The sequence below is a fragment of the Prosthecomicrobium sp. N25 genome (assembly GCF_037203705.1).
Classification (GTDB): domain Bacteria; phylum Pseudomonadota; class Alphaproteobacteria; order Rhizobiales; family Ancalomicrobiaceae; genus Prosthecodimorpha.
In genome coordinates this window covers 378189-395279 of sequence record NZ_JBBCAT010000004.1, presented here as the reverse complement: position 1 = coordinate 395279, position 17091 = coordinate 378189, and the positions used below count along the sequence as shown (strand labels likewise).

16 protein-coding genes are annotated in these 17091 nt (G+C 71.1%); 9 read left to right on the top strand and 7 right to left on the bottom strand.

Annotated features, from left to right (window positions below; genetic code table 11):
• Positions 1 to 651: 651 nt before the first annotated feature.
• Together WBG79_RS24045 and WBG79_RS24040 are read left to right on the top strand one after the other, a co-directional pair.
• Entirely contained in the window at positions 652 to 3378 is a 2727-nt protein-coding gene (locus WBG79_RS24045) for an Rne/Rng family ribonuclease (protein ID WP_337359779.1), read from the top strand.
• Between the two features lie 214 nt (positions 3379 to 3592).
• Complete coding sequence (locus WBG79_RS24040) at positions 3593 to 4762, top strand: radical SAM/SPASM domain-containing protein (protein ID WP_337359778.1); 1170 nt, start codon at positions 3593 to 3595, stop codon at positions 4760 to 4762.
• A 24-nt stretch (positions 4763 to 4786) separates the two neighbouring features.
• Here WBG79_RS24040 and WBG79_RS24035 read toward each other — a convergent pair whose 3' ends face one another.
• On the bottom strand, positions 4787 to 5959 hold the full coding sequence (locus WBG79_RS24035) for a pyridoxal phosphate-dependent aminotransferase (RefSeq protein WP_337359777.1): 1173 nt from the start codon (positions 5957 to 5959) through the stop codon (positions 4787 to 4789).
• A gap of 197 nt (positions 5960 to 6156) precedes the next feature.
• Here WBG79_RS24035 and WBG79_RS24030 point away from each other — a divergent pair, with 197 nt between their 5' ends.
• The 5 genes from WBG79_RS24030 (at position 6157) to WBG79_RS24010 (ending at position 10768) form a co-directional block, all read left to right on the top strand.
• A complete protein-coding gene (locus tag WBG79_RS24030; protein ID WP_337359776.1) occupies positions 6157 to 6924 on the top strand; it encodes a DsbA family protein in 768 nt (255 codons plus the stop codon).
• Between the two features lie 580 nt (positions 6925 to 7504).
• Positions 7505 to 7996, top strand: coding sequence for an acetyl-CoA carboxylase biotin carboxyl carrier protein (gene accB, locus WBG79_RS24025; protein ID WP_337359775.1), 492 nt, complete (start codon positions 7505 to 7507; stop codon positions 7994 to 7996).
• An 11-nt stretch (positions 7997 to 8007) separates the two neighbouring features.
• Positions 8008 to 9366 (top strand): acetyl-CoA carboxylase biotin carboxylase subunit, encoded by a 1359-nt coding sequence (gene accC / locus WBG79_RS24020; protein WP_337359774.1) that lies wholly within the window; start codon positions 8008 to 8010, stop codon positions 9364 to 9366.
• A gap of 12 nt (positions 9367 to 9378) precedes the next feature.
• Positions 9379 to 10068, top strand: a complete 690-nt coding sequence (gene aat, locus WBG79_RS24015; protein WP_337359773.1) for a leucyl/phenylalanyl-tRNA--protein transferase — start codon at positions 9379 to 9381, stop codon at positions 10066 to 10068.
• A 97-nt stretch (positions 10069 to 10165) separates the two neighbouring features.
• Positions 10166 to 10768 carry a hypothetical protein gene (locus WBG79_RS24010; RefSeq protein ID WP_337359772.1) on the top strand — a complete coding sequence of 201 codons (603 nt, stop codon included), beginning with the start codon at positions 10166 to 10168 and terminating at the stop codon, positions 10766 to 10768.
• Between the two features lie 61 nt (positions 10769 to 10829).
• Here WBG79_RS24010 and WBG79_RS24005 read toward each other — a convergent pair whose 3' ends face one another.
• The 4 genes from WBG79_RS24005 to WBG79_RS23990 all read right to left on the bottom strand — a co-directional run bounded on the left by WBG79_RS24005 (position 10830) and on the right by WBG79_RS23990 (position 14694).
• Complete coding sequence (locus WBG79_RS24005; protein ID WP_337359771.1) at positions 10830 to 11018, bottom strand: hypothetical protein; 189 nt, start codon at positions 11016 to 11018, stop codon at positions 10830 to 10832.
• Between the two features lie 31 nt (positions 11019 to 11049).
• Complete coding sequence (locus WBG79_RS24000; protein ID WP_337359770.1) at positions 11050 to 12459, bottom strand: amidase; 1410 nt, start codon at positions 12457 to 12459, stop codon at positions 11050 to 11052.
• A gap of 26 nt (positions 12460 to 12485) precedes the next feature.
• Positions 12486 to 13898, bottom strand: coding sequence for an amidase (locus tag WBG79_RS23995; protein ID WP_337359769.1), 1413 nt, complete (start codon positions 13896 to 13898; stop codon positions 12486 to 12488).
• A 337-nt stretch (positions 13899 to 14235) separates the two neighbouring features.
• Positions 14236 to 14694 carry a DUF2155 domain-containing protein gene (locus WBG79_RS23990; RefSeq protein WP_337359768.1) on the bottom strand — a complete coding sequence of 153 codons (459 nt, stop codon included), beginning with the start codon at positions 14692 to 14694 and terminating at the stop codon, positions 14236 to 14238.
• A gap of 147 nt (positions 14695 to 14841) precedes the next feature.
• Between WBG79_RS23990 and WBG79_RS23985 the strand changes: the two genes are divergently transcribed.
• Complete coding sequence (locus WBG79_RS23985) at positions 14842 to 15477, top strand: hypothetical protein (RefSeq protein ID WP_337359767.1); 636 nt, start codon at positions 14842 to 14844, stop codon at positions 15475 to 15477.
• Positions 15474 to 15671: a hypothetical protein gene (locus WBG79_RS23980; RefSeq protein ID WP_337359766.1), complete on the top strand. Its 198-nt coding sequence runs from the start codon at positions 15474 to 15476 to the stop codon at positions 15669 to 15671. The genes WBG79_RS23985 and WBG79_RS23980 overlap by 4 nt, the downstream gene beginning before the upstream one ends.
• A gap of 135 nt (positions 15672 to 15806) precedes the next feature.
• On the opposite strand, the gene WBG79_RS23975 is transcribed toward WBG79_RS23980, so the two are convergent.
• Together WBG79_RS23975 and WBG79_RS23970 are read right to left on the bottom strand one after the other, a co-directional pair.
• On the bottom strand, positions 15807 to 16211 hold the full coding sequence (locus tag WBG79_RS23975; RefSeq protein ID WP_337359765.1) for an NADH:ubiquinone oxidoreductase subunit NDUFA12: 405 nt from the start codon (positions 16209 to 16211) through the stop codon (positions 15807 to 15809).
• 27 nt (positions 16212 to 16238) lie between these two features.
• Positions 16239 to 16970, bottom strand: a complete 732-nt coding sequence (locus WBG79_RS23970; protein ID WP_337359764.1) for a response regulator — start codon at positions 16968 to 16970, stop codon at positions 16239 to 16241.
• Between the last annotated feature and the right edge of the window lie 121 nt (positions 16971 to 17091).

Here is a 17091-nt window from a genome sequence, read left to right as displayed (position 1 = left end):
CCCGTCTCGATCCCTGTTGTCCGCCCGATACTTGGATGACCGCCGCCGTGTCGCGGTCCATTTACCGCCCTCGACGGCCCGTATGGTGTTTCCCTTGCATTCGAAGCCATGCCTCCTTAAAAGATGGGCTCAAGGAATTCGTCATCCGTCCGAACACGTGTTCCGGAAAACGACGTCGCGGACAAGCGTCCCGAACCGGTTTTCGCCCGAGCGGCGAACCACGCGGCCGGAGCGGACGTCGCGACTTTTCATCCGGATGTTCAGGGCGGGACGTCCTGGATCTCGCCGCCGACGCGTGCCCGCGCATGCTGGTGGCAGGGTCCTCGCCGCCGAGGACGTCCGCGCGTGGTGCGGTCTCCGACGCGCATCGTGAATACCGGCCGTGCCCCCCTTCCACGAGGACTGCGCGGTCGCGCTCGTGTGACAGGGTCCATGCCGAGGCCATGAGGGGTACGATCACCGCCAGGACGACCGAAGGAGGTCCGGAGCACCACCGCGACCCGTCGCGTCGTCTGTCGCCCCGATCGCGCGCCGCGCACGCCTCCGCGCCCGCCCTGTTCTTCCTCCCTCCCGTCAGAACGGCCCCCTCGAGCCCCGGCCACCCCCATGGGTCGCCGGGCCGACGCGCATGGGCCGCGGAGTTTTCTGTCAATGGCGAACAAGATGCTCATCGACGCCACCCACCCGGAGGAGACCCGGGTCGTGGTGGTGCGCGGCAGCCGAGTCGAGGAATTCGACTTCGAGGCCGCCAGCAAGAAGCAGCTCAGGGGTAACATCTACCTCGCGAAGGTCACCCGCGTGGAGCCGTCGCTCCAGGCCGCCTTCGTCGACTACGGCGGCAACCGGCACGGCTTCCTGGCCTTCTCGGAGATCCACCCCGACTACTACCAGATCCCGGTCGCCGACCGGCAGGCCCTCCTCGAGGAGGAGGCGCGCATGCACTCCGCCGAGGACCGCGAGGACGCTCGCCCGCGCCGCCAGAAGGCCCAGGCGGCCGCCTCGAACGGCGACGAGGCCTCGGAGGATGCCGAGAACGAGGAGGATCAGGTCGAATCGGTCGGCTCAGAGGACGCCCTCGAGGAGCTGCCGGAGCGCCGCTCCGCGCCCCGGCTGAAGCGGAGCTACAAGATCCAGGAGGTCATCAAGCGCCGCCAGGTGCTGCTGGTCCAGGTCGTCAAGGAGGAGCGCGGCAACAAGGGCGCGGCGCTGACCACCTACCTGTCGCTCGCCGGCCGCTACTCGGTGCTGATGCCCAACACCGCCCGGGGCGGCGGCATCTCCCGCAAGATCACCCAGCCGACCGACCGCAAGCGGCTGAAGAAGATCGCCCAGGAACTCGAGGTTCCGGAGGGCATGGGCGTCATCGTCCGCACCGCCGGCGCCGCCCGCACCAAGGCCGAGATCAAGCGCGACTTCGAGTACCTGCTCCGCCTCTGGGAGAACGTGCGCGAACTGACCCTGAAGTCGACCGCGCCGAAGCTCGTCTACGAGGAAGGCAGCCTGATAAAGCGGTCGATCCGCGACCTTTACAACAAGGACATCGACGAAATCCTCGTCTCCGGCGACGACGGCTACCGCGAGGCCAAGGACTTCATGCGCATGCTCATGCCGAGCCATGCCAAGAACGTCCAGCAGTACAAGGAGCCGACCCCGGTCTTCACGCGCTTCGGGGTCGAGAGCCAACTCGACGCGATGTTCTCGCCCCAGGTCGTCCTGCGCTCCGGCGGCTACATCGTCATCAACCAGACGGAAGCGCTGGTCTCGATCGACGTGAACTCCGGCAAGTCGACCCGCGAGCACAACATCGAGGACACCGCCCTCCAGACGAACCTCGAGGCCGCCGAGGAGGTCGCCCGCCAGCTCCGCCTGCGCGACCTGGCCGGCCTGATCGTCATCGACTTCATCGACATGGAGGAGAAGCGCAACAACCGGTCGGTCGAGCGCAAGCTCAAGGACTGCCTGAAGAACGACCGCGCGCGCATCCAGGTTGGCCGCATCTCGCATTTCGGCCTGCTCGAGATGTCGCGCCAGCGCATCCGCACGGGCGTGCTCGAATCCTCGATGATCGTCTGCCCGCATTGCGGCGGCACCGGCATGGTGCGGTCGACCGAATCGGTCGCGCTCCACGTCCTGCGCTCGCTCGAGGAGGCGCTCATCAAGAACGTCACCCACGACCTGATCGTCCGCACGCGGACCACGGTGGCGCTCTACATCCTGAACCAGAAGCGCGGCCACCTGTCGGACCTGGAGCGCCGCTTCGGCCTCGACATCGCGATCCTGGCCGACGACCACGCCTCGATGGGCGGCCACCTGTTCGTCGTCGAGAAGGGCGACCCGGTCACGCGTGCCGCCGAGCCGCGTCCGCAGGCGCTTGTCACGCCGCAGTCGATCGAGCCCGAGGACGAGGTCTACGAGGAGCCCGTCGAGGAGGACGAGGACGAGGAGGCGGCCGAGCCGCCGCGCAGCCGGGAGCGGGATCGCGACCGCGACCGGGAGCGTGAGGGCCCGCGCGAGGCGCGCGCCGAGGGCGAGGACGGTGGACGCCGCCGTCGCCGCCGCCGTCGTCGCGGCCGTGGCCGCAACGGCGAGGAGGTTCGTCCCGGCGCGCCGCAGGCCCAGGGTGCCGTCCGCCAGGACGATGTCTACGAGGCCGGCGAATCCTACGAGGGCGACGAGGGCGAGGAGGCCGAGGGCGAGGACGAGGCGATGGCCGGCGCGGAGGGCGAGCGTGCCTCGGCCGAGGGCGACCGCAACGGCGAGGGCCGCAAGCGTCGCCGCCGCGGCCGGCGCGGCGGCCGCCGCAACCGCCGTGAAGGCGGCGAGGGTGGCGAGACCACGGCCGGGTCCGACATGGAGTTCGGCGGCGCCGAGGACGAGTCGGACGAGGGTGGCGAGGAGACGGCCGGTGCGGTGACCGGCGGCGAGGCTACGGGCGGCGTAACCGCCGAGCCCGCAGAGCCGGTTGCCGACGGCGCCGGCACCGAGGCTGTCGGCGTTCCCGTCGAGGCCGCCGCCGAGACCGTGCCGGACGTGCTGGTCGTCGATCGCGAGACCCTGACCGCGGAGGTCGAGGAAGGCCGCAAGGCCAAGAAGCCGGCCAAACCGCGCAGCCGCAAGAAGGCGGTCGCCGCGGAGCCGGCCGCCGAAGTCGTGGCCGAGACGCCGGCCAGCGAGCCCGAGGCCGCCGCAACCGAGGCGGCGGCCCCTGCCCCGGCCCCTGCCCCGGCGGACGACGCGGACGCAGAACGGCCCGCCGCCGAGCCGGAGCTGGCGGAAGTCGCCGAGGTCCCCCAGGCCGCGGCCCGTCCGATCCCGAGCTCGACCGAGGTTGATCCTTCGAAGCCCAAGCGCTCCGGCTGGTGGGCTCGCAAGAGCTGACGTCCAGTCTCTGCGTTAACGGTCTCTGCCGATCTTCAAGAACGGAGGTTGCTCCACCCGAGCAACCTCCGTTATTTTTTTATCAGCACGAGCGTAGATGCATGGATTTGCATCGAATTGCGACGATCAGGGCGCCCGCGATACGAGCGCGGCCTCTCTCGAAAGCGCTCGACCGCATGCGCGGGCCGGCGCGTTTTCCGGCCAGGAGACCCTTGTGGGAGTTTGGACCGAGTCCGTGACTTTGGCGAAGCGCGTGGTCCGCTCGGCGGCACGCCGGCGCGCCTGGCTGTTCGAGGGCCTCGACGGACGGAAGCTGCGCACGCTCCTCGCCAACCTTCTCGCCTATGCGACCCGGCGGAGCCGGGCCGGACGGACGCCCTCCGTGCTGAAGGTCGACATTTCTCCGCTCTGCGCGCTGCAATGCCCCGTGTGCCTCCACGCGGATCCGAACAGCGCCGGGCACGGCCGCCTCGCGACCCAGCGCTTCGGAAAGGCCGACCGCATGGAAGTCGATCCGTTCCGCAGCCTCGTCGAGGCGACGGACGGCCGCGTGCTCGCCGTCAGTCTCTACTATTTCGGCGACCCGCTGATGCATCCCCGGCTGAACGAGATCGGCGCCATCGCCAGCCATGCCGGCATGAACGTCCACATCACGACGCACTTCAGCTACGCCTTGTCGGACGACAGAATTGCGGCGCTCGCCCGGTCCGGGATCTCCCACGTCACCGTCGCGCTCGACGGGTCCACCCCCGAGGTCTACGGCTCGACGCGCATCCGCGGACGCTTCGACTGGGTCGTCTCGAACCTGCGGCGCCTCTGCGCCGTCCGGCGCCGGGACGGGCGCTCGCACCCGGTGGTCGAAGTGCAGTACGTCACCCACGCCCACCACCCGGCCGGCGAGGCCGCCCGGGTCCGCGCGCTGGCGCTCGAGGCCGGCGCTGATATTTTCACGCCGATCACGCCCTATCCCTTCGACAACGTGACCGACGAGGACCCGGAGCTCCACGACGTCGTCGGCCCCCACCCCGCCGGGCTGATGCCGCGCTGCCACTGGCCCTTCACGTCCATGGTGGTCAAGTTCGACGGCGACGTGATTCCCTGCTGCAACTTCCGGACCGGCAGTCAGTATGCCGAGGGCGCCGACCCGCTGGCTGCCGGCAACGTCTTCGAAACGCCCCTCGAAGAGATCTGGAACGGGCCCGCCTACCGCGACATGCGCCGCCTCGCGTCGGATCCCTCGGCGGCCGATCGCGATCCGTCCCTAAAGTGCTCCTTCTGCTACGGTTGTCCGGCTCTCTACAGGCGGGTCCGCAGGGCCGCGCCCCTGCTGACGGAGGGGTCGAAGGATCCCACCCCCGCCGCTGGCCGCCGGATCGCGGTCTGACCCGATCCGCCGCCGTCCCTTGTCTCAGGACGAGCCGCGGCCGAGCCATCCCCCGATCCGCTCCACCGCCTCCGCCACGTCGGCCTCCGTGCCCGCGAAGGAGAATCGCATGAAGCCGTGGCCGCGGGCGCCGTCGAAGTCGGGGCCCGGGGTCGCGGCAACGCCGGCCTCCACCAGCATGCGGCGCGAGAAGTCCAGGCTGTCGTTGGAGAAGCGCTTGACGGAGGCGTAGACGTAGAAGGCCCCGTCCACCGGCAGGAGTTCGTCGAAGCCGATCCGCGGCAAACGATCGAGGAGAAGCGCCCGGTTCACCGCGTAGGAGGCCTTCACGGCGTCGAGTTCGAGCGTGGAGGCCGGATCGAAGGCCGCCACGGCCGCCCGCTGCGAGATCTCGTTGTTGGAGAGTGTGAGATTCTGCGCCAGCCGGTCGACCGGACGGACCAGCACCTCCGGCAGCACCATCCAGCCGATCCGCCAGCCGGTCATGCAGTAGTACTTGGAGAAGCTGTTCACCACGATTGCCCGCGGCGAGAAGGACAGCGCCGTCCGCTGTTCGCCCGCGAAGACGAGGCCGTGGTAGATCTCGTCCGAGATGAACCAAAGCCCCAGCTCGTCGGCGACCTCGATGAGCGCCTGCAGGGCCTCGGGCGTGTACATGGTGCCGGTCGGGTTCGCCGGGCTGGCGATCAGGATGCCGTGGAGCGGCCGCACGGCATGCGCCGCCCGGATCATGTCGGGCGTGAGCGTCCAGCGGGTCGCCGCCGTGGTCTCGATCTCGACCGCCTCGAGCCCGAGCGCGCCGAGGAGATTGCGGTACGCCGGGTAGCCGGGCGTCGGCAGGGCGACGCGCGCGCCGACGTCGAAGGCGGCCAGGAACGCCAGGGTGAAGGCCCCCGAGGAGCCGGCCGTGACGGCGATGCGCTCCGGCGCGACCGCCACCCCGTAGGTCCGGGCGTAGTGCGCCGCGATCGCCTCCCGCAGCGGCCGGATCCCCATCGCCTCCGTGTAGCCGAGCCGCCCCGACCGCAGCGCCGCCTCGGCCGCCGCGATCACCGGCCGCGGCGCCGGCGCCCCCGGCTGACCGACCTCCATGCGCACGACCCGGTGCCCCTGCCGCTCCCGCTCGACGGCGGCCGCCAGCACCTCCATGGCGATGAAGGGCTCGACGCGGCTGCGGGACGAGGGTTCGAACGGCATGGGGCTCCTCCGGACACCCTCCCCTTACCAGTCCCGCCCGCCCCCGCGAAGCCCCGACGCCACAGCCCGCTCACCGTCGCGGGCGACCGGTCCTCAAGGAAAGTTGAATAGGACGGCCGCGCGCCCTATTCGTGCCGTAAGCCGCGGCGCCCTATAACGCGCAAGCGGCGCGCCGCGCGCCCCGGAGATCCGTTCCCATGCGATTTGCCCCGACCGCCCTCCTTCTCGCCGGCGCCCTGGCGCTCGCTCCCCTGTCGGCCCGGCCGGCGGTCGCCGCCGAGGCGCTGAGCGCGGACCAGAAGGCCGCGGTGGAGAAGCTCGTCCACGACTACATCCTGGCCAATCCGGAGATCGTCGAGGAGGCCCTGAACCTTCTGGAGAAGCGCAAGGCCGACCAGGCCGCCGCCCAGCAGAAGCAGACGATCTCGGAGAAGTCCGGCGTCCTCTTCAACTCCGCCCGCCAGGTCGTCCTCGGCAATCCGAAGGGCGACGTCACGGTCGTCGAGTTCTTCGACTACAACTGCGGATACTGCAAACGCGCGCTCGGCGACATGATGGCGCTGATCAACGAGGACAAGAACATCCGCTTCGTCCTCAAGGAATTCCCCGTCCTCGGACCGGGCTCGGTCGAGGCCGCCCAGGTGGCCGCCGCCGTCAACCGCGTCGCACCGCAGAAGTATCTCGACTTCCACCAGACCCTGCTGCTCGGCCGTGGCGAGGCCAACAAGGCCAAGGCGCTCGAGGCCGCCGCCTCCGTCGGCATCGACCGCAAGAGGGTCGAGGCGGAGCTCTCCCACCCGGAGATCGCCGCGACCATCGAGGAATCCTACGCCCTCGCCAACGGCCTCGGCCTGACCGGCACCCCCTCCTACGTGGTCGGCGAGTCGATCGTGCCCGGCGCCATCGGCCATGACCGGCTGAAGCAGCGCATCGCCGAAGCCCGCTGCGGCCAGACGACCTGCTGATCACGATTCCCAGGAAGCCATGAGGCGTCCGGCCGGGCCCCCCGCCGGACGCCTTTTTCTTTGCCCGGACTGCCCGATGGCGCCGATCAGGCCATTTGCGCGGGCATGACCGCCGGCGGGGCGGGGTTGGTGTCCTTCAGGATCGTCCCCAGCGGCCGGACCAGGCTGCCGCCGACCGGAACGATCGCCCGCGGTTCGTCCAGGAACGGGATCGGGCGGCGGATGACGGGAACTCCCGCGCGTCGAAGATGTAATACTGCCGGTCCGTGTACCGTGCGACCAGGTGGCGGAACGCCGTCCTCCCCGCAGGCCCAGCGCGAAGGGGCTTTCCCTCCGGGGGGCGAGCGCCTATAAAGCGCGCCTCGGAGGATCGGGGCCCACCCCGGCCGGCCGCGAGTCGGGCGACCTCGTCGCCTCCGCTGGCCGCCGATCGGGCACCCGGGGACGCAGGGTCCCCGCGGCCGGGCACCACGGTGCCCGGGCGGGGGGATCGGCGGCCCGCCTCCCGGGCAGCGGCGCGGCTCCGCGCCCGCACGCCCTCGGCACCTCGCCCGAACCGGGAAGGCTCAGTCGATCCAACATGGCCAATTCCAAGAAACCGTTCGATACCGACCTGATCCGCGATCTGGCGATGCTGATCGCCGAGACGGACCTGACCGAGATCGAAGTCTCCCAGGGCGACCTGCGCATCCGGGTGGCTCGGAACGTCACTATCACGGCGCCGGTCCACGTGGCCGCGCCCCAGTCGGTCGCCGCGCCGGCCGTCGCGCAGCCCGCGCCCGTGCCCGCCGGCCTGGCGCCGAAGGCGGCGGCGGGCGAGCCCGACTACACCAGCCACCCCGGCCTGGTGAAGTCCCCCATGGTGGGCACGGCCTACCGCGCCTCAGAGCCCGGCTCGCCGCCCTTCGTCGAGATCGGCTCCAAGGTCCGTGAAGGCCAGACGCTGCTCATCGTCGAGGCGATGAAGACCATGAACCAGATCCCCGCCCCGCGCGCCGGCACGGTCACCGCCATCCTGTTCGACGACGCCTCCCCGATCGAATACGGCGAACCGCTCGTCGTGATCGAGTGAGCGAGGCGCGGATGTTCAACAAGATCCTGATCGCCAACCGCGGCGAGATCGCCCTCCGGGTGCTGCGCGCCTGCAAGGAGCTCGGCATCAAGACCGTCGCGGTGCACTCGACCGCCGATGCCGACGCCATGCACGTCCGCCTCGCCGACGAGAGCGTCTGCATCGGGCCGCCGCCGGCGCGGGAGAGCTACCTGAACATCCCCCAGCTCGTCGCCGCCTGCGAGATCACCGGCGCCGACGCGGTCCACCCCGGCTACGGCTTCCTGAGCGAGAACGCCCGCTTCGCCGAGATCGTCGAGGCGCACGGCGTGAAGTTCATCGGCCCCTCGGCCGAGCACATCCGCATCATGGGCGACAAGATCGAGGCCAAGCGCACGGCGGAGCGCCTCGGCATCCCGGTCGTTCCCGGCTCGGCCGGCGGGGTCGCCAACGAGCAGGAGGCGATCCGCGTCGCCGCCGAGATCGGCTATCCGGTCCTCATCAAGGCGGCGGCCGGCGGCGGCGGTCGCGGCATGAAGGTGGCGAAGACCGAGGACGACCTGCTGGACGCCTTCGCGACCGCCCGCGCCGAGGCCCGCAACGCCTTCGGCGACGACTCCGTCTACATCGAGAAGTATCTCGGCCGCCCGCGCCACATCGAGATCCAGGTGATGGGCGACGGCCAGGGCCACGCCATCCATCTCGGCGAGCGCGACTGCTCCCTGCAGCGCCGGCATCAGAAGATCTGGGAGGAGGCCGGGTCGCCCGCCCTCAACGCCGAGGAGCGCGACCGCATCGGAGGCGTCGTCGCCCGCGCCATTGCCGACCTCGGCTATGCCGGCGCCGGCACGATCGAGTTCCTGTACGAGGACGGCGAGTTCTACTTCATCGAGATGAACACGCGCCTGCAGGTGGAGCATCCGGTCACCGAGGCGGTCACGGGCATCGACCTCGTCAACGAGCAGATCCGCGTCGCCTCCGGGGCGGCGCTCTCGGTGCGCCAGGAGGACGTCAAGTTCAACGGCCACGCCATCGAGTGCCGCATCAACGCCGAAAACCCCGCGACCTTCGCACCCTCCCCCGGCAGGATCTCCTACTTTCATCCGCCGGGCGGCCTCGGCGTGCGGGTCGATTCCGGCGTCTACCAGGGCTACGCCATCCCGCCCTACTACGACAGCCTGATCGGCAAGCTGATCGTCCACGGCCGCAACCGCGTCGAGTGCATGATGCGCCTCAGGCGCTGCCTCGACGAGTTCGTCGTCGACGGCATCGACACGACCATTCCCCTTTTCCGCAAACTGGTCGACAATCAGGATATCGCGAACGGGATGTACGACATCCACTGGCTCGAGCGGTATCTCGCCACCAAGCCGTTCGAAGCCGACATTTGAGCGGGGCGGCGCATGGCCGGCCGTGAACGACACGTCGAGATCACCGCGGACGTGCTGCTGCGGGCCTATGCTGTCGGCATCTTCCCCATGGCCGAGTCCGCCGAGGACCCGGGCCTCTTCTGGGTCGAGCCGGAGCGGCGCGGGATCATCCCGCTCGATGGCTTCCGCCTGCCCCGGCGCCTCGCCCGCACCGTGCGCTCCGACCGCTTCGAGATCCGCTGCGACACGGACTTCCTGGCGGTGATCGACGGCTGCGCCGAGCCGGCCCCGGGGCGCCGCAAGACCTGGATCAACGCCCGCATCCGGCGCCTCTACCACGACCTCTTCAAGATGGGCCGGGCCCATACGGTCGAGGCCTGGTCGGGCGGCGCGCTCGTCGGCGGGCTCTACGGCGTCTCCATCGGCGGCGCCTTCTTCGGCGAGAGCATGTTCTCCCGCGAGACCGACGCCTCGAAGGTGAGCCTCGTCCACCTCGTCGCGCGGCTGAAGGCCGGCGGCTACCGCCTGCTCGACACCCAGTTCGTCACCGAACACCTCGCCACCTTCGGCGCCCTCGAGGTGTCCCGCCGCGAATACCAGCGCCTCTTGGAGAAGGCCCTGCCGATCGAGGCCGACTTCGCCGCCCTGCCCCTGACCGGCGTCACCGGCGCGACCGTCGTCGACCTGGTCAGCGCCCCAACCCCGCCGACCCCGAAATCGTGACTGCGCCGCGCGGCCGGACGGGCGTAGACTGGCCCGGTCGGAACGCGGGGAGCGGGCCGCCTCGGTCTCCGTCTCGCGCTCGACGAGGAGGACGGCCATGCACATCTCAGGGTCCAGCCAGTCCGGTTACGAGGTGACCGGCCTGTTCGGCGACGTCGACAGCTTCGAGACCGCCGCCGACAACCTGCTCTCCAGGGGTTTCGACCTCTCCGACCTCAGCGTCGAGGGCGCCCGCCGGCTCGTCCGGTCGGGCTTCGGCGAGGCCGCCCGCGTCGAGCCCTGCCGCCTGCCCTATATCCAGCGCGAGAGCCTCGGGGATGCCGAGGGGGGCATCCTCGGCGCGTCCGTGTATGTGCCGGCCATGCTGGGCGCCGTGGTGGTCGCCGCCACGGGCGGCACGGTGCTGGCGGCCGCGGGCGCCGCGGCCATCGCCGGCGGCCTCGGCGCCGCCCTGGGCACCGGCATCGCCTGGCGCATGGGCCACCGCCACCGCGCCCGCGTCGCCGACGACATCCGGCGCGGCGGGCTGAAGCTCTGCGTCGACGCCGCGTCGGCCGAGGCCGCTGCTTCCGCGCGCGCGGTCCTGGCCGAATGCGGCGCCACCGGCATCGTCCTGCGCGAACTCGAGCAGGAGCCCGAGGAGACGCCCGAGCAGCGCTTCGCGCCGGTCATCGAGCCGACCCGCCGGATCCCCTACTGAAGGCCGTCGCGGCCCCTGCCCGAGGCTTGCCCCTCCGTCCGCCTGCGGACGGAGGCGCAGTTCAGGCCGCCTTCGGCGCCAGGCTGAAGACGTTCACGGGCTCCTCCGCATAGCTCCGCTCGATCGAGCGGATGAAGGCGGCGGCCCGGTCGAGGTCCTTCACCAGCTCCTCGAGCTTCGGCACCTCGGCCTCGGTCGGCAGGCGGAGGCCGAGCACCTCCATGCGGGTCTTGAAGGGCAGTTCGGTCATGGTCGTGTCCTCGCGTGTGTGAAGGGACGGGTCAGGCGGCGAGCGCCTCGATGGTGGCGAAGGCGGGCCGGACGGCCCGATACTGGGTCGCGGTCTCGAAGGCGTCGCCGGCCTTGAGGGCGACATGGTCCTCGAAGGGCCGCGCCACGATCTGCAGCGACAGCGGCAGACCGGCCGCCGAGTAGCCCGAGCAGATCGAGTGGGCCGGGAATCCTGTCACGTTGAAGGGTCGCGTATAGGACGCCCCGAAGGAGAGCGGGCCGTCCGGATCGAACTTCGGCGCCACGTCGACGACCGTCGGCAGGATCATGACGTCGACCTCGCGCATCGCCGCGCTCATCTCGGCGACGAGCCGGGTCCGGTGCCGGAGCGCCGAGACGTGGTCGCTGGCCTTGACGAAGGCCCCGGCCATCAGCCGCCCGCGCCCGCTCGCCCCGTAGAGCTCCGGCGTCGCCTTCAACGTCTTGGCGTGGAACGCGAAAGCCTCCGCCCGCGAGATGAGCGAGCCCGCGGCGTTGTAGTGCTCCATCGGCGACAGGGTCACGTCCGACATCACGGCCCCGAGCGACTGGAAGACCGCGATGGCCGCCTCCACGGCCGCGCCCGTCTCCGCGCTCGGCAGTACGTCCTTCTCGAAGAAGTGCCGGATGACGCCGATCCTGAGGCCCTTCACGCCGGTGCCGATCGCGCCGGCGAAATCCGGCACGGGCACGTCGGCGCTGCCCGGATCGAGCGGGTCGTAGCCGGCGAGCACCTCCATCATCAGCGCGCAGTCCTCGCTGGTCCAGGCCATCGGGCCGCCGTGGTCCATGGTGAAGGAGAGCGGCAGGATCCCGCGCCGGCTGACGCGCCCGTAGGTCGGCTTCAGCCCCGCGATGCCGCACCAGGCGGCCGGGTTGCGGATGGAGCCGCCCGTGTCGGTGCCCATCGCCCCGGTGCAGAGTCCGGTGGCGACCGCCGCGCCGGAGCCGCTGGACGAACCGCCCGGCTGCCGCTCGAGGTCCCACGGATTGCGCGCCGGCGGCCAGGGCAGGTCGAAGGACGGCCCGCCGATGGCGAATTCCATCGTCGACAGCTTGCCGATCATGATCGCGCCGGCCGCCTTCAGGAGCTGCACCGTGCGCGCGTCCTCGGCCGGGACGTGGTCGCGGTAGAGCGCCGAATGCCCGGTCGTCGCGATGCCGGCCGTGTTGTAGATGTCCTTGAGCCCGATCGGGATGCCGTGCAGCGGCCCCTTCCAGCCCCCCGCCGCGATCTCCGCTTCGGCCTTCTTGGCCTCCGCGAGCGCGCTCTCGGCGAGGACCAGGATGAAGGCGTTGAGCTTCGGGTCGAGCGCCTCGATCCGTGCAAGGTAGGCCTTGGTGAGCTCGACGGGCGACAGCTTGCGGACGCGGATCAGCCGGGCGGCCTCCGCGATGGTGAGGAAATGCAGGTCGGTCATGGGTCGGGTCCTCGGCGGCGCGGCGGTCACTCGGCCGCGATCGCCGCGGGCGCGGCGGTCGCGAAGGCGGGACGGAGGGAGCGGAAGTCGGTGGCCTTCTCGTAGGCGTCGCCGGCCTTGAGGACGAGGGCGTCCTCGAAGGGCCGGCCGGCGATCTGCAGCGACAGCGGCAGCCCGGCCTTGGAGAAGCCGTTGCAGACCGACAGGGCCGGACTGCCCGTGACGTTGAAGACGGCCGTGAAGATCGGCCCGCGGATCACCGCGTCCTCGAAGGTCGGCGCCGGCCGATGCCAGCCGGGCGTGACCACCAGGTCGACCTTGCCGAGCACCGCGGCCATCTCGGCGACGAGCCGCCCGCGATGCCGCATGGCGTTGACGTAGACGTCGGCGTCCAGGAACGCCCCAGCCATGATCCGCCGTCGCGTGATCTCGCCGTAGAGCTCCGGTGTCTTGGTGATCCAGCGCTCGTGGATCGCGAAGGCCTCGGCGCGCGAGATGAGATTGCAGGTGTCGGCATAGTGCTGGAGCGGCGAGACCGTCACGGTCTCGACCGTCGCCCCGAGCCCCTTCAGGACGTCGAGCGAGGCGTCGAAGGCGGCGACCATCTCCGGGTCGGTCTCGAGGTCGGTCTCGAAGAAATGCCGGATGGCGCCGATCTTCAGGCCCTTCAGGCCGCCGCCGAGCGCCCCGGCGAAATCCGGCAAGGGCACCTTCGCGCTCGCCGGGTCGAGCGGGTCGTGGCCGGCCAGGGCCTGCATCATCAGCGCGCAATCCTCGGCGGTCCAGCACATCGGGCCGCCGTGATCGAGGCTGAAGGAGAGCGGCAGGATGCCCCGCCGGCTGACGAGCCCGTAGGTCGGCTTGTGCCCGGCGATGCCGCACATCGCCGCCGGCCAGCGGATCGAGCCGCCCGTGTCGGTGCCCATGGACCCTGTGCACAGGCCGGCCGCGATCGCCGCGCCCGAGCCGGACGAGGAGCCGCCCGGGATGTGGTCGAGGTTCCACGGGTTGCGCGCCGGTGGCCACGGCAGGTCGAAGCAGGGGCCGCCCGTGGCGAACTCGTGGGTGGCGAGCTTGCCCAGGATGACGGCGCCCGCCGCCCTGAGCTTGGCGACCGTGACGGCGTCCTCGGACGGCACATGGTCCTTGAAGAGCGCCGAGTGCCCCGTCGTGGCGACGCCGGCCGTGTTGTAGATGTCCTTGAGGCCGATCGGAATGCCGTGCAGAGGCCCTTTCCAGCCGCCCGCCGCGATCTCGGCCTCCGCCTTGGCGGCCTCGGCCAGGGCGCTCTCCTCCATCAACAGGATGAAGGCGTTGAGCTTGCCGTCGAGGCGCTTGACGCGCTCGATGAAGACCTTGGTCAGGTCGACGGGCGACAGCTTGCGCGCTTGGATGAGCGCGGAAGCCTCGGCGATGGTCAGGAAGGCGAGGTCGGTCATGGCGGGCTCCAGGCGAATGCCGGCCGACGCCCCTCCGGGCCCGAGCGATTGTGTACAACAAATCCGCTCGGCACCCCGAAGAATGCGATCGGCCGGCCTTGCGGCGGCGAACGATCCGACCCTTCGATCGCAAGCTCCATGCCAAGCCACCCCATCCGGCGCGGCACGCGGGCAGACGGGACGCTTCCGGACTGAACGAATTGGATTATTTCAGGAGATCAGGCCGCAGCCTGACGCCCGCCGACAATGCGATGCCGCCGCGGCCCGGGACCAGGCGACGCCCTCATTGTATCCAAAATGACTGCCGGATAGACAACTGCCCGCCAAACGGCCAGCGCTACTGCTTCGCCGCGGTCGCCTCGCCCGACTGCGCGCGGCACTCGGTCAGCCAGATGTCGTAGACCGGGTGCTCGACCGCGTGCAGGCCGGGGCTGTCGGCGAACATCCAGCCCGTGAAGATCCGCCGGATCTTGTTGTCGAGGGTGATCTCGTCGACCTCGACGAAGGAGGTCGTGAGCGGCGCGATGGTGGAGGGCCGGGCGTAGCAGACCCTCGGCGTGACCTGCAGGGCCCCGAATTGCACCGTCTCGCCGATCGCCACGTCGAAGGCGATGATCCGCCCGGTGATCTTGTCGAGCCCCGAGAAGGTCGCGAAGGGCTGCGAGATCTTCGTGCCGTCCTCGGGCGAGGGCGGCGGCGGCACCGGGGCCTTCTTCGATTGCGCGCCCGCCGGCCCGGCCGCCGCGGCGAGAAGGATGGCCGCCGCCGCCAGCTTCGCAAACCTGCCCATCATCATGCCGCCGTCCGTCCGATTCCCGCGCGCTCGCCGGGCGCGCGCATTTAGCACGCGGTCTAGAGGGCCGAAAAGGCGAGATTCGGGCGGCAGTCGCCCTGAGCTCTCCCGTTCCGGCAGGCGGTCGTTAACCCTGACGCCGAATTCACCATGACCGTTGAGCCGCCCTTCATGCGCGCCGCGCTGTCCTGGCCCGGTCGCGACCGCGGTCCGCCAGGGGGGCTGGCCGTCCGAGTCGCGGCCCCGCCGACGGTCATGAAAATCCTCGCCGCCCTGCCCCTTCTCGGCCTGATCCTCGCGGCCTGCTCGGAAGGCGCCGCCGTGCCCGCCGACCCCACGGGCCGCCGCGGCCGCGACGCCGAACCCTTCCCGCTCGCCGGCCGCTGGGTCTGGGCATCCGGCGCCCGCGGCATGCCGACCGGCGACGTCGGATGCGACGCCGGCGCGTGGCGCCTGTCGGTTCGCCCCTCGGCCATCGACATGGAACGCGGCGCCTGGCGCACCGCCCTGCTCGCCATCCAGGACTGGCGCTCCGACGCCCCCGGCCAGCTCCGCCTCTCGATCCTGGACAACGGCCCTCAGGGCCGCCGCCGCGCCGTGCTCCACCTCGCGGTCGAGCCGACCGGCTTCGTCCGTCTCGCGGCCGTCACGGACGAGCGCGATGCTGCCGTCCCGGGCGAGCGCTGGGCGGGCCTCTTCCCGCTGATCCGCTGCGCCGACGAGGCGACCGACCTGCGCGCCGCCCTGCGCGGCACGGTCCTGTCCGATGGCCGGAGCCTGCGATGAACCCAGACGCGCCCCGCCCTCACGCCCGCAACCTCGAAGGCGGCGACGCCTGGATCACGGTGGTCGACCGCGAGGGCCGCATGCATTGCCTGCGTCTCGTCACCGACCGCCGCCCCGCCGGCCTGAAGCGCATCCGCCCGCTCACCCTGATGGGCCCGGACGCCCCGCGAGCCGTGACCTTCACCATCCAGTGACCGCGCGCCCGGAGGCGGTCGGCCGCTCGAGGTCGGTCGCAGGGCGTCCTGGAACGCGAAACGCCGCCCCGTGGGCGGCGTGAAACTTTTCGCGGACGCGGGCGGCGCTGCGGGGACGCGGGGCGCCCCCTCCCCTCAATCGGGCTGCCAGGCCTGGTAGTCGCCGGTGGCGCGCGGCCGACGGCCCTCGCTCAGGATCGATCCCTTCGGCCGGTAGGCGTTTGCGGTGCCGGTTTGGTTCGGCCGGTGCGGCTCTTCCCAGGCCCGCGGCCGGTAGCCGTCGCGGGTCGGCGGCACGTCCGTGCGGTGGTGCATCCAGCTGTACCAGCCCGGCGGGATGCGCGACGCCTCCGCGGGACCGTTGTAGATCACCCAGCGCCGCTCGAAGCCGAGGGTCGGGTCGATGACGCCGCCCCGGGTGCGGTAGTAGGCGTTGCCGGACTCGTCGTGCCCGACCAGTTCGCCGTGGCGGCGCGTGTGCACGTCGGTGCCGATCGTGCTGCCCTGCCACCAGGTGAGGATCTTCAGGAGCCATTCCATCGCGGCGCACCCTTCTTGACGGCGCCGTTATGGCCTCTCGGAGCCGCCCTGTCCAGTCGACGGAGGGCGGATTCCGCGCTTCACGGCGGCGAAGCCCGACCGCCCCGCCGGCGCCGGTTCGGGCTCCGCGCCGTAGACCTCGGTCGGGATGCGGATCGGCACCGGGTTCGGCAGGAAGGGCATGTCGGAACCGCGTTCGGGCGACCCGTCCGGCCGGTCGAGCACGAGGTCCGACGGGTCCTGCCGGAGACCCCGGATCTCCGCCCAGCGCCCGTGCTGCGCCCGCAGCACCGAGCCGGCGTCCTCGAGCCGATAGAAGCCGCTGTCCGCGTCGACCTCGAAGCGGCGCCCGTCCGCCAGGATCGCGGCGATCCGCGTCATCAGGGTGGCGGGCGACAGCGGCTTGACGAGGACGCTGTGGATGCCGAGCCGCACCGCCCGTTCGATCAGGGCCCGGGTCGGCGACGCCGTGATCATCACGACCGGCACCGTCGCGAGGGCCCCGGAGGAGGGCCGCCGCATCGCCTTGACGAGGGTGAGCCCGCTGGTCGGCGCCATGCGCCAATCCGCGATCACCAGGTCGGGCGGGTCGACCGCCATGGCGATGAGCGCCTCGCGCGCCGAATCGAAGGCGCGCACCCGGGCCACATGCGCCCCGAGCAGGATGGAGCGGAGGATGGACTGCATCGGCCGGTGGTCGTCGACCACCGCCACGTCGAGCGATTCGAGCGGGACCCCATAGGCCCTGTGATGCCGCATGCGACGCTCGCTCCCCCGCGGCCCGGGCCCGCCCTGGGCGTTTCCCGTGCCTGCCCGCGCCCGCTGGCGCATGTCGGTAGAATGCCACGCCGGCGCTTAAGGGCGGGTTCGGCGGGTGTTG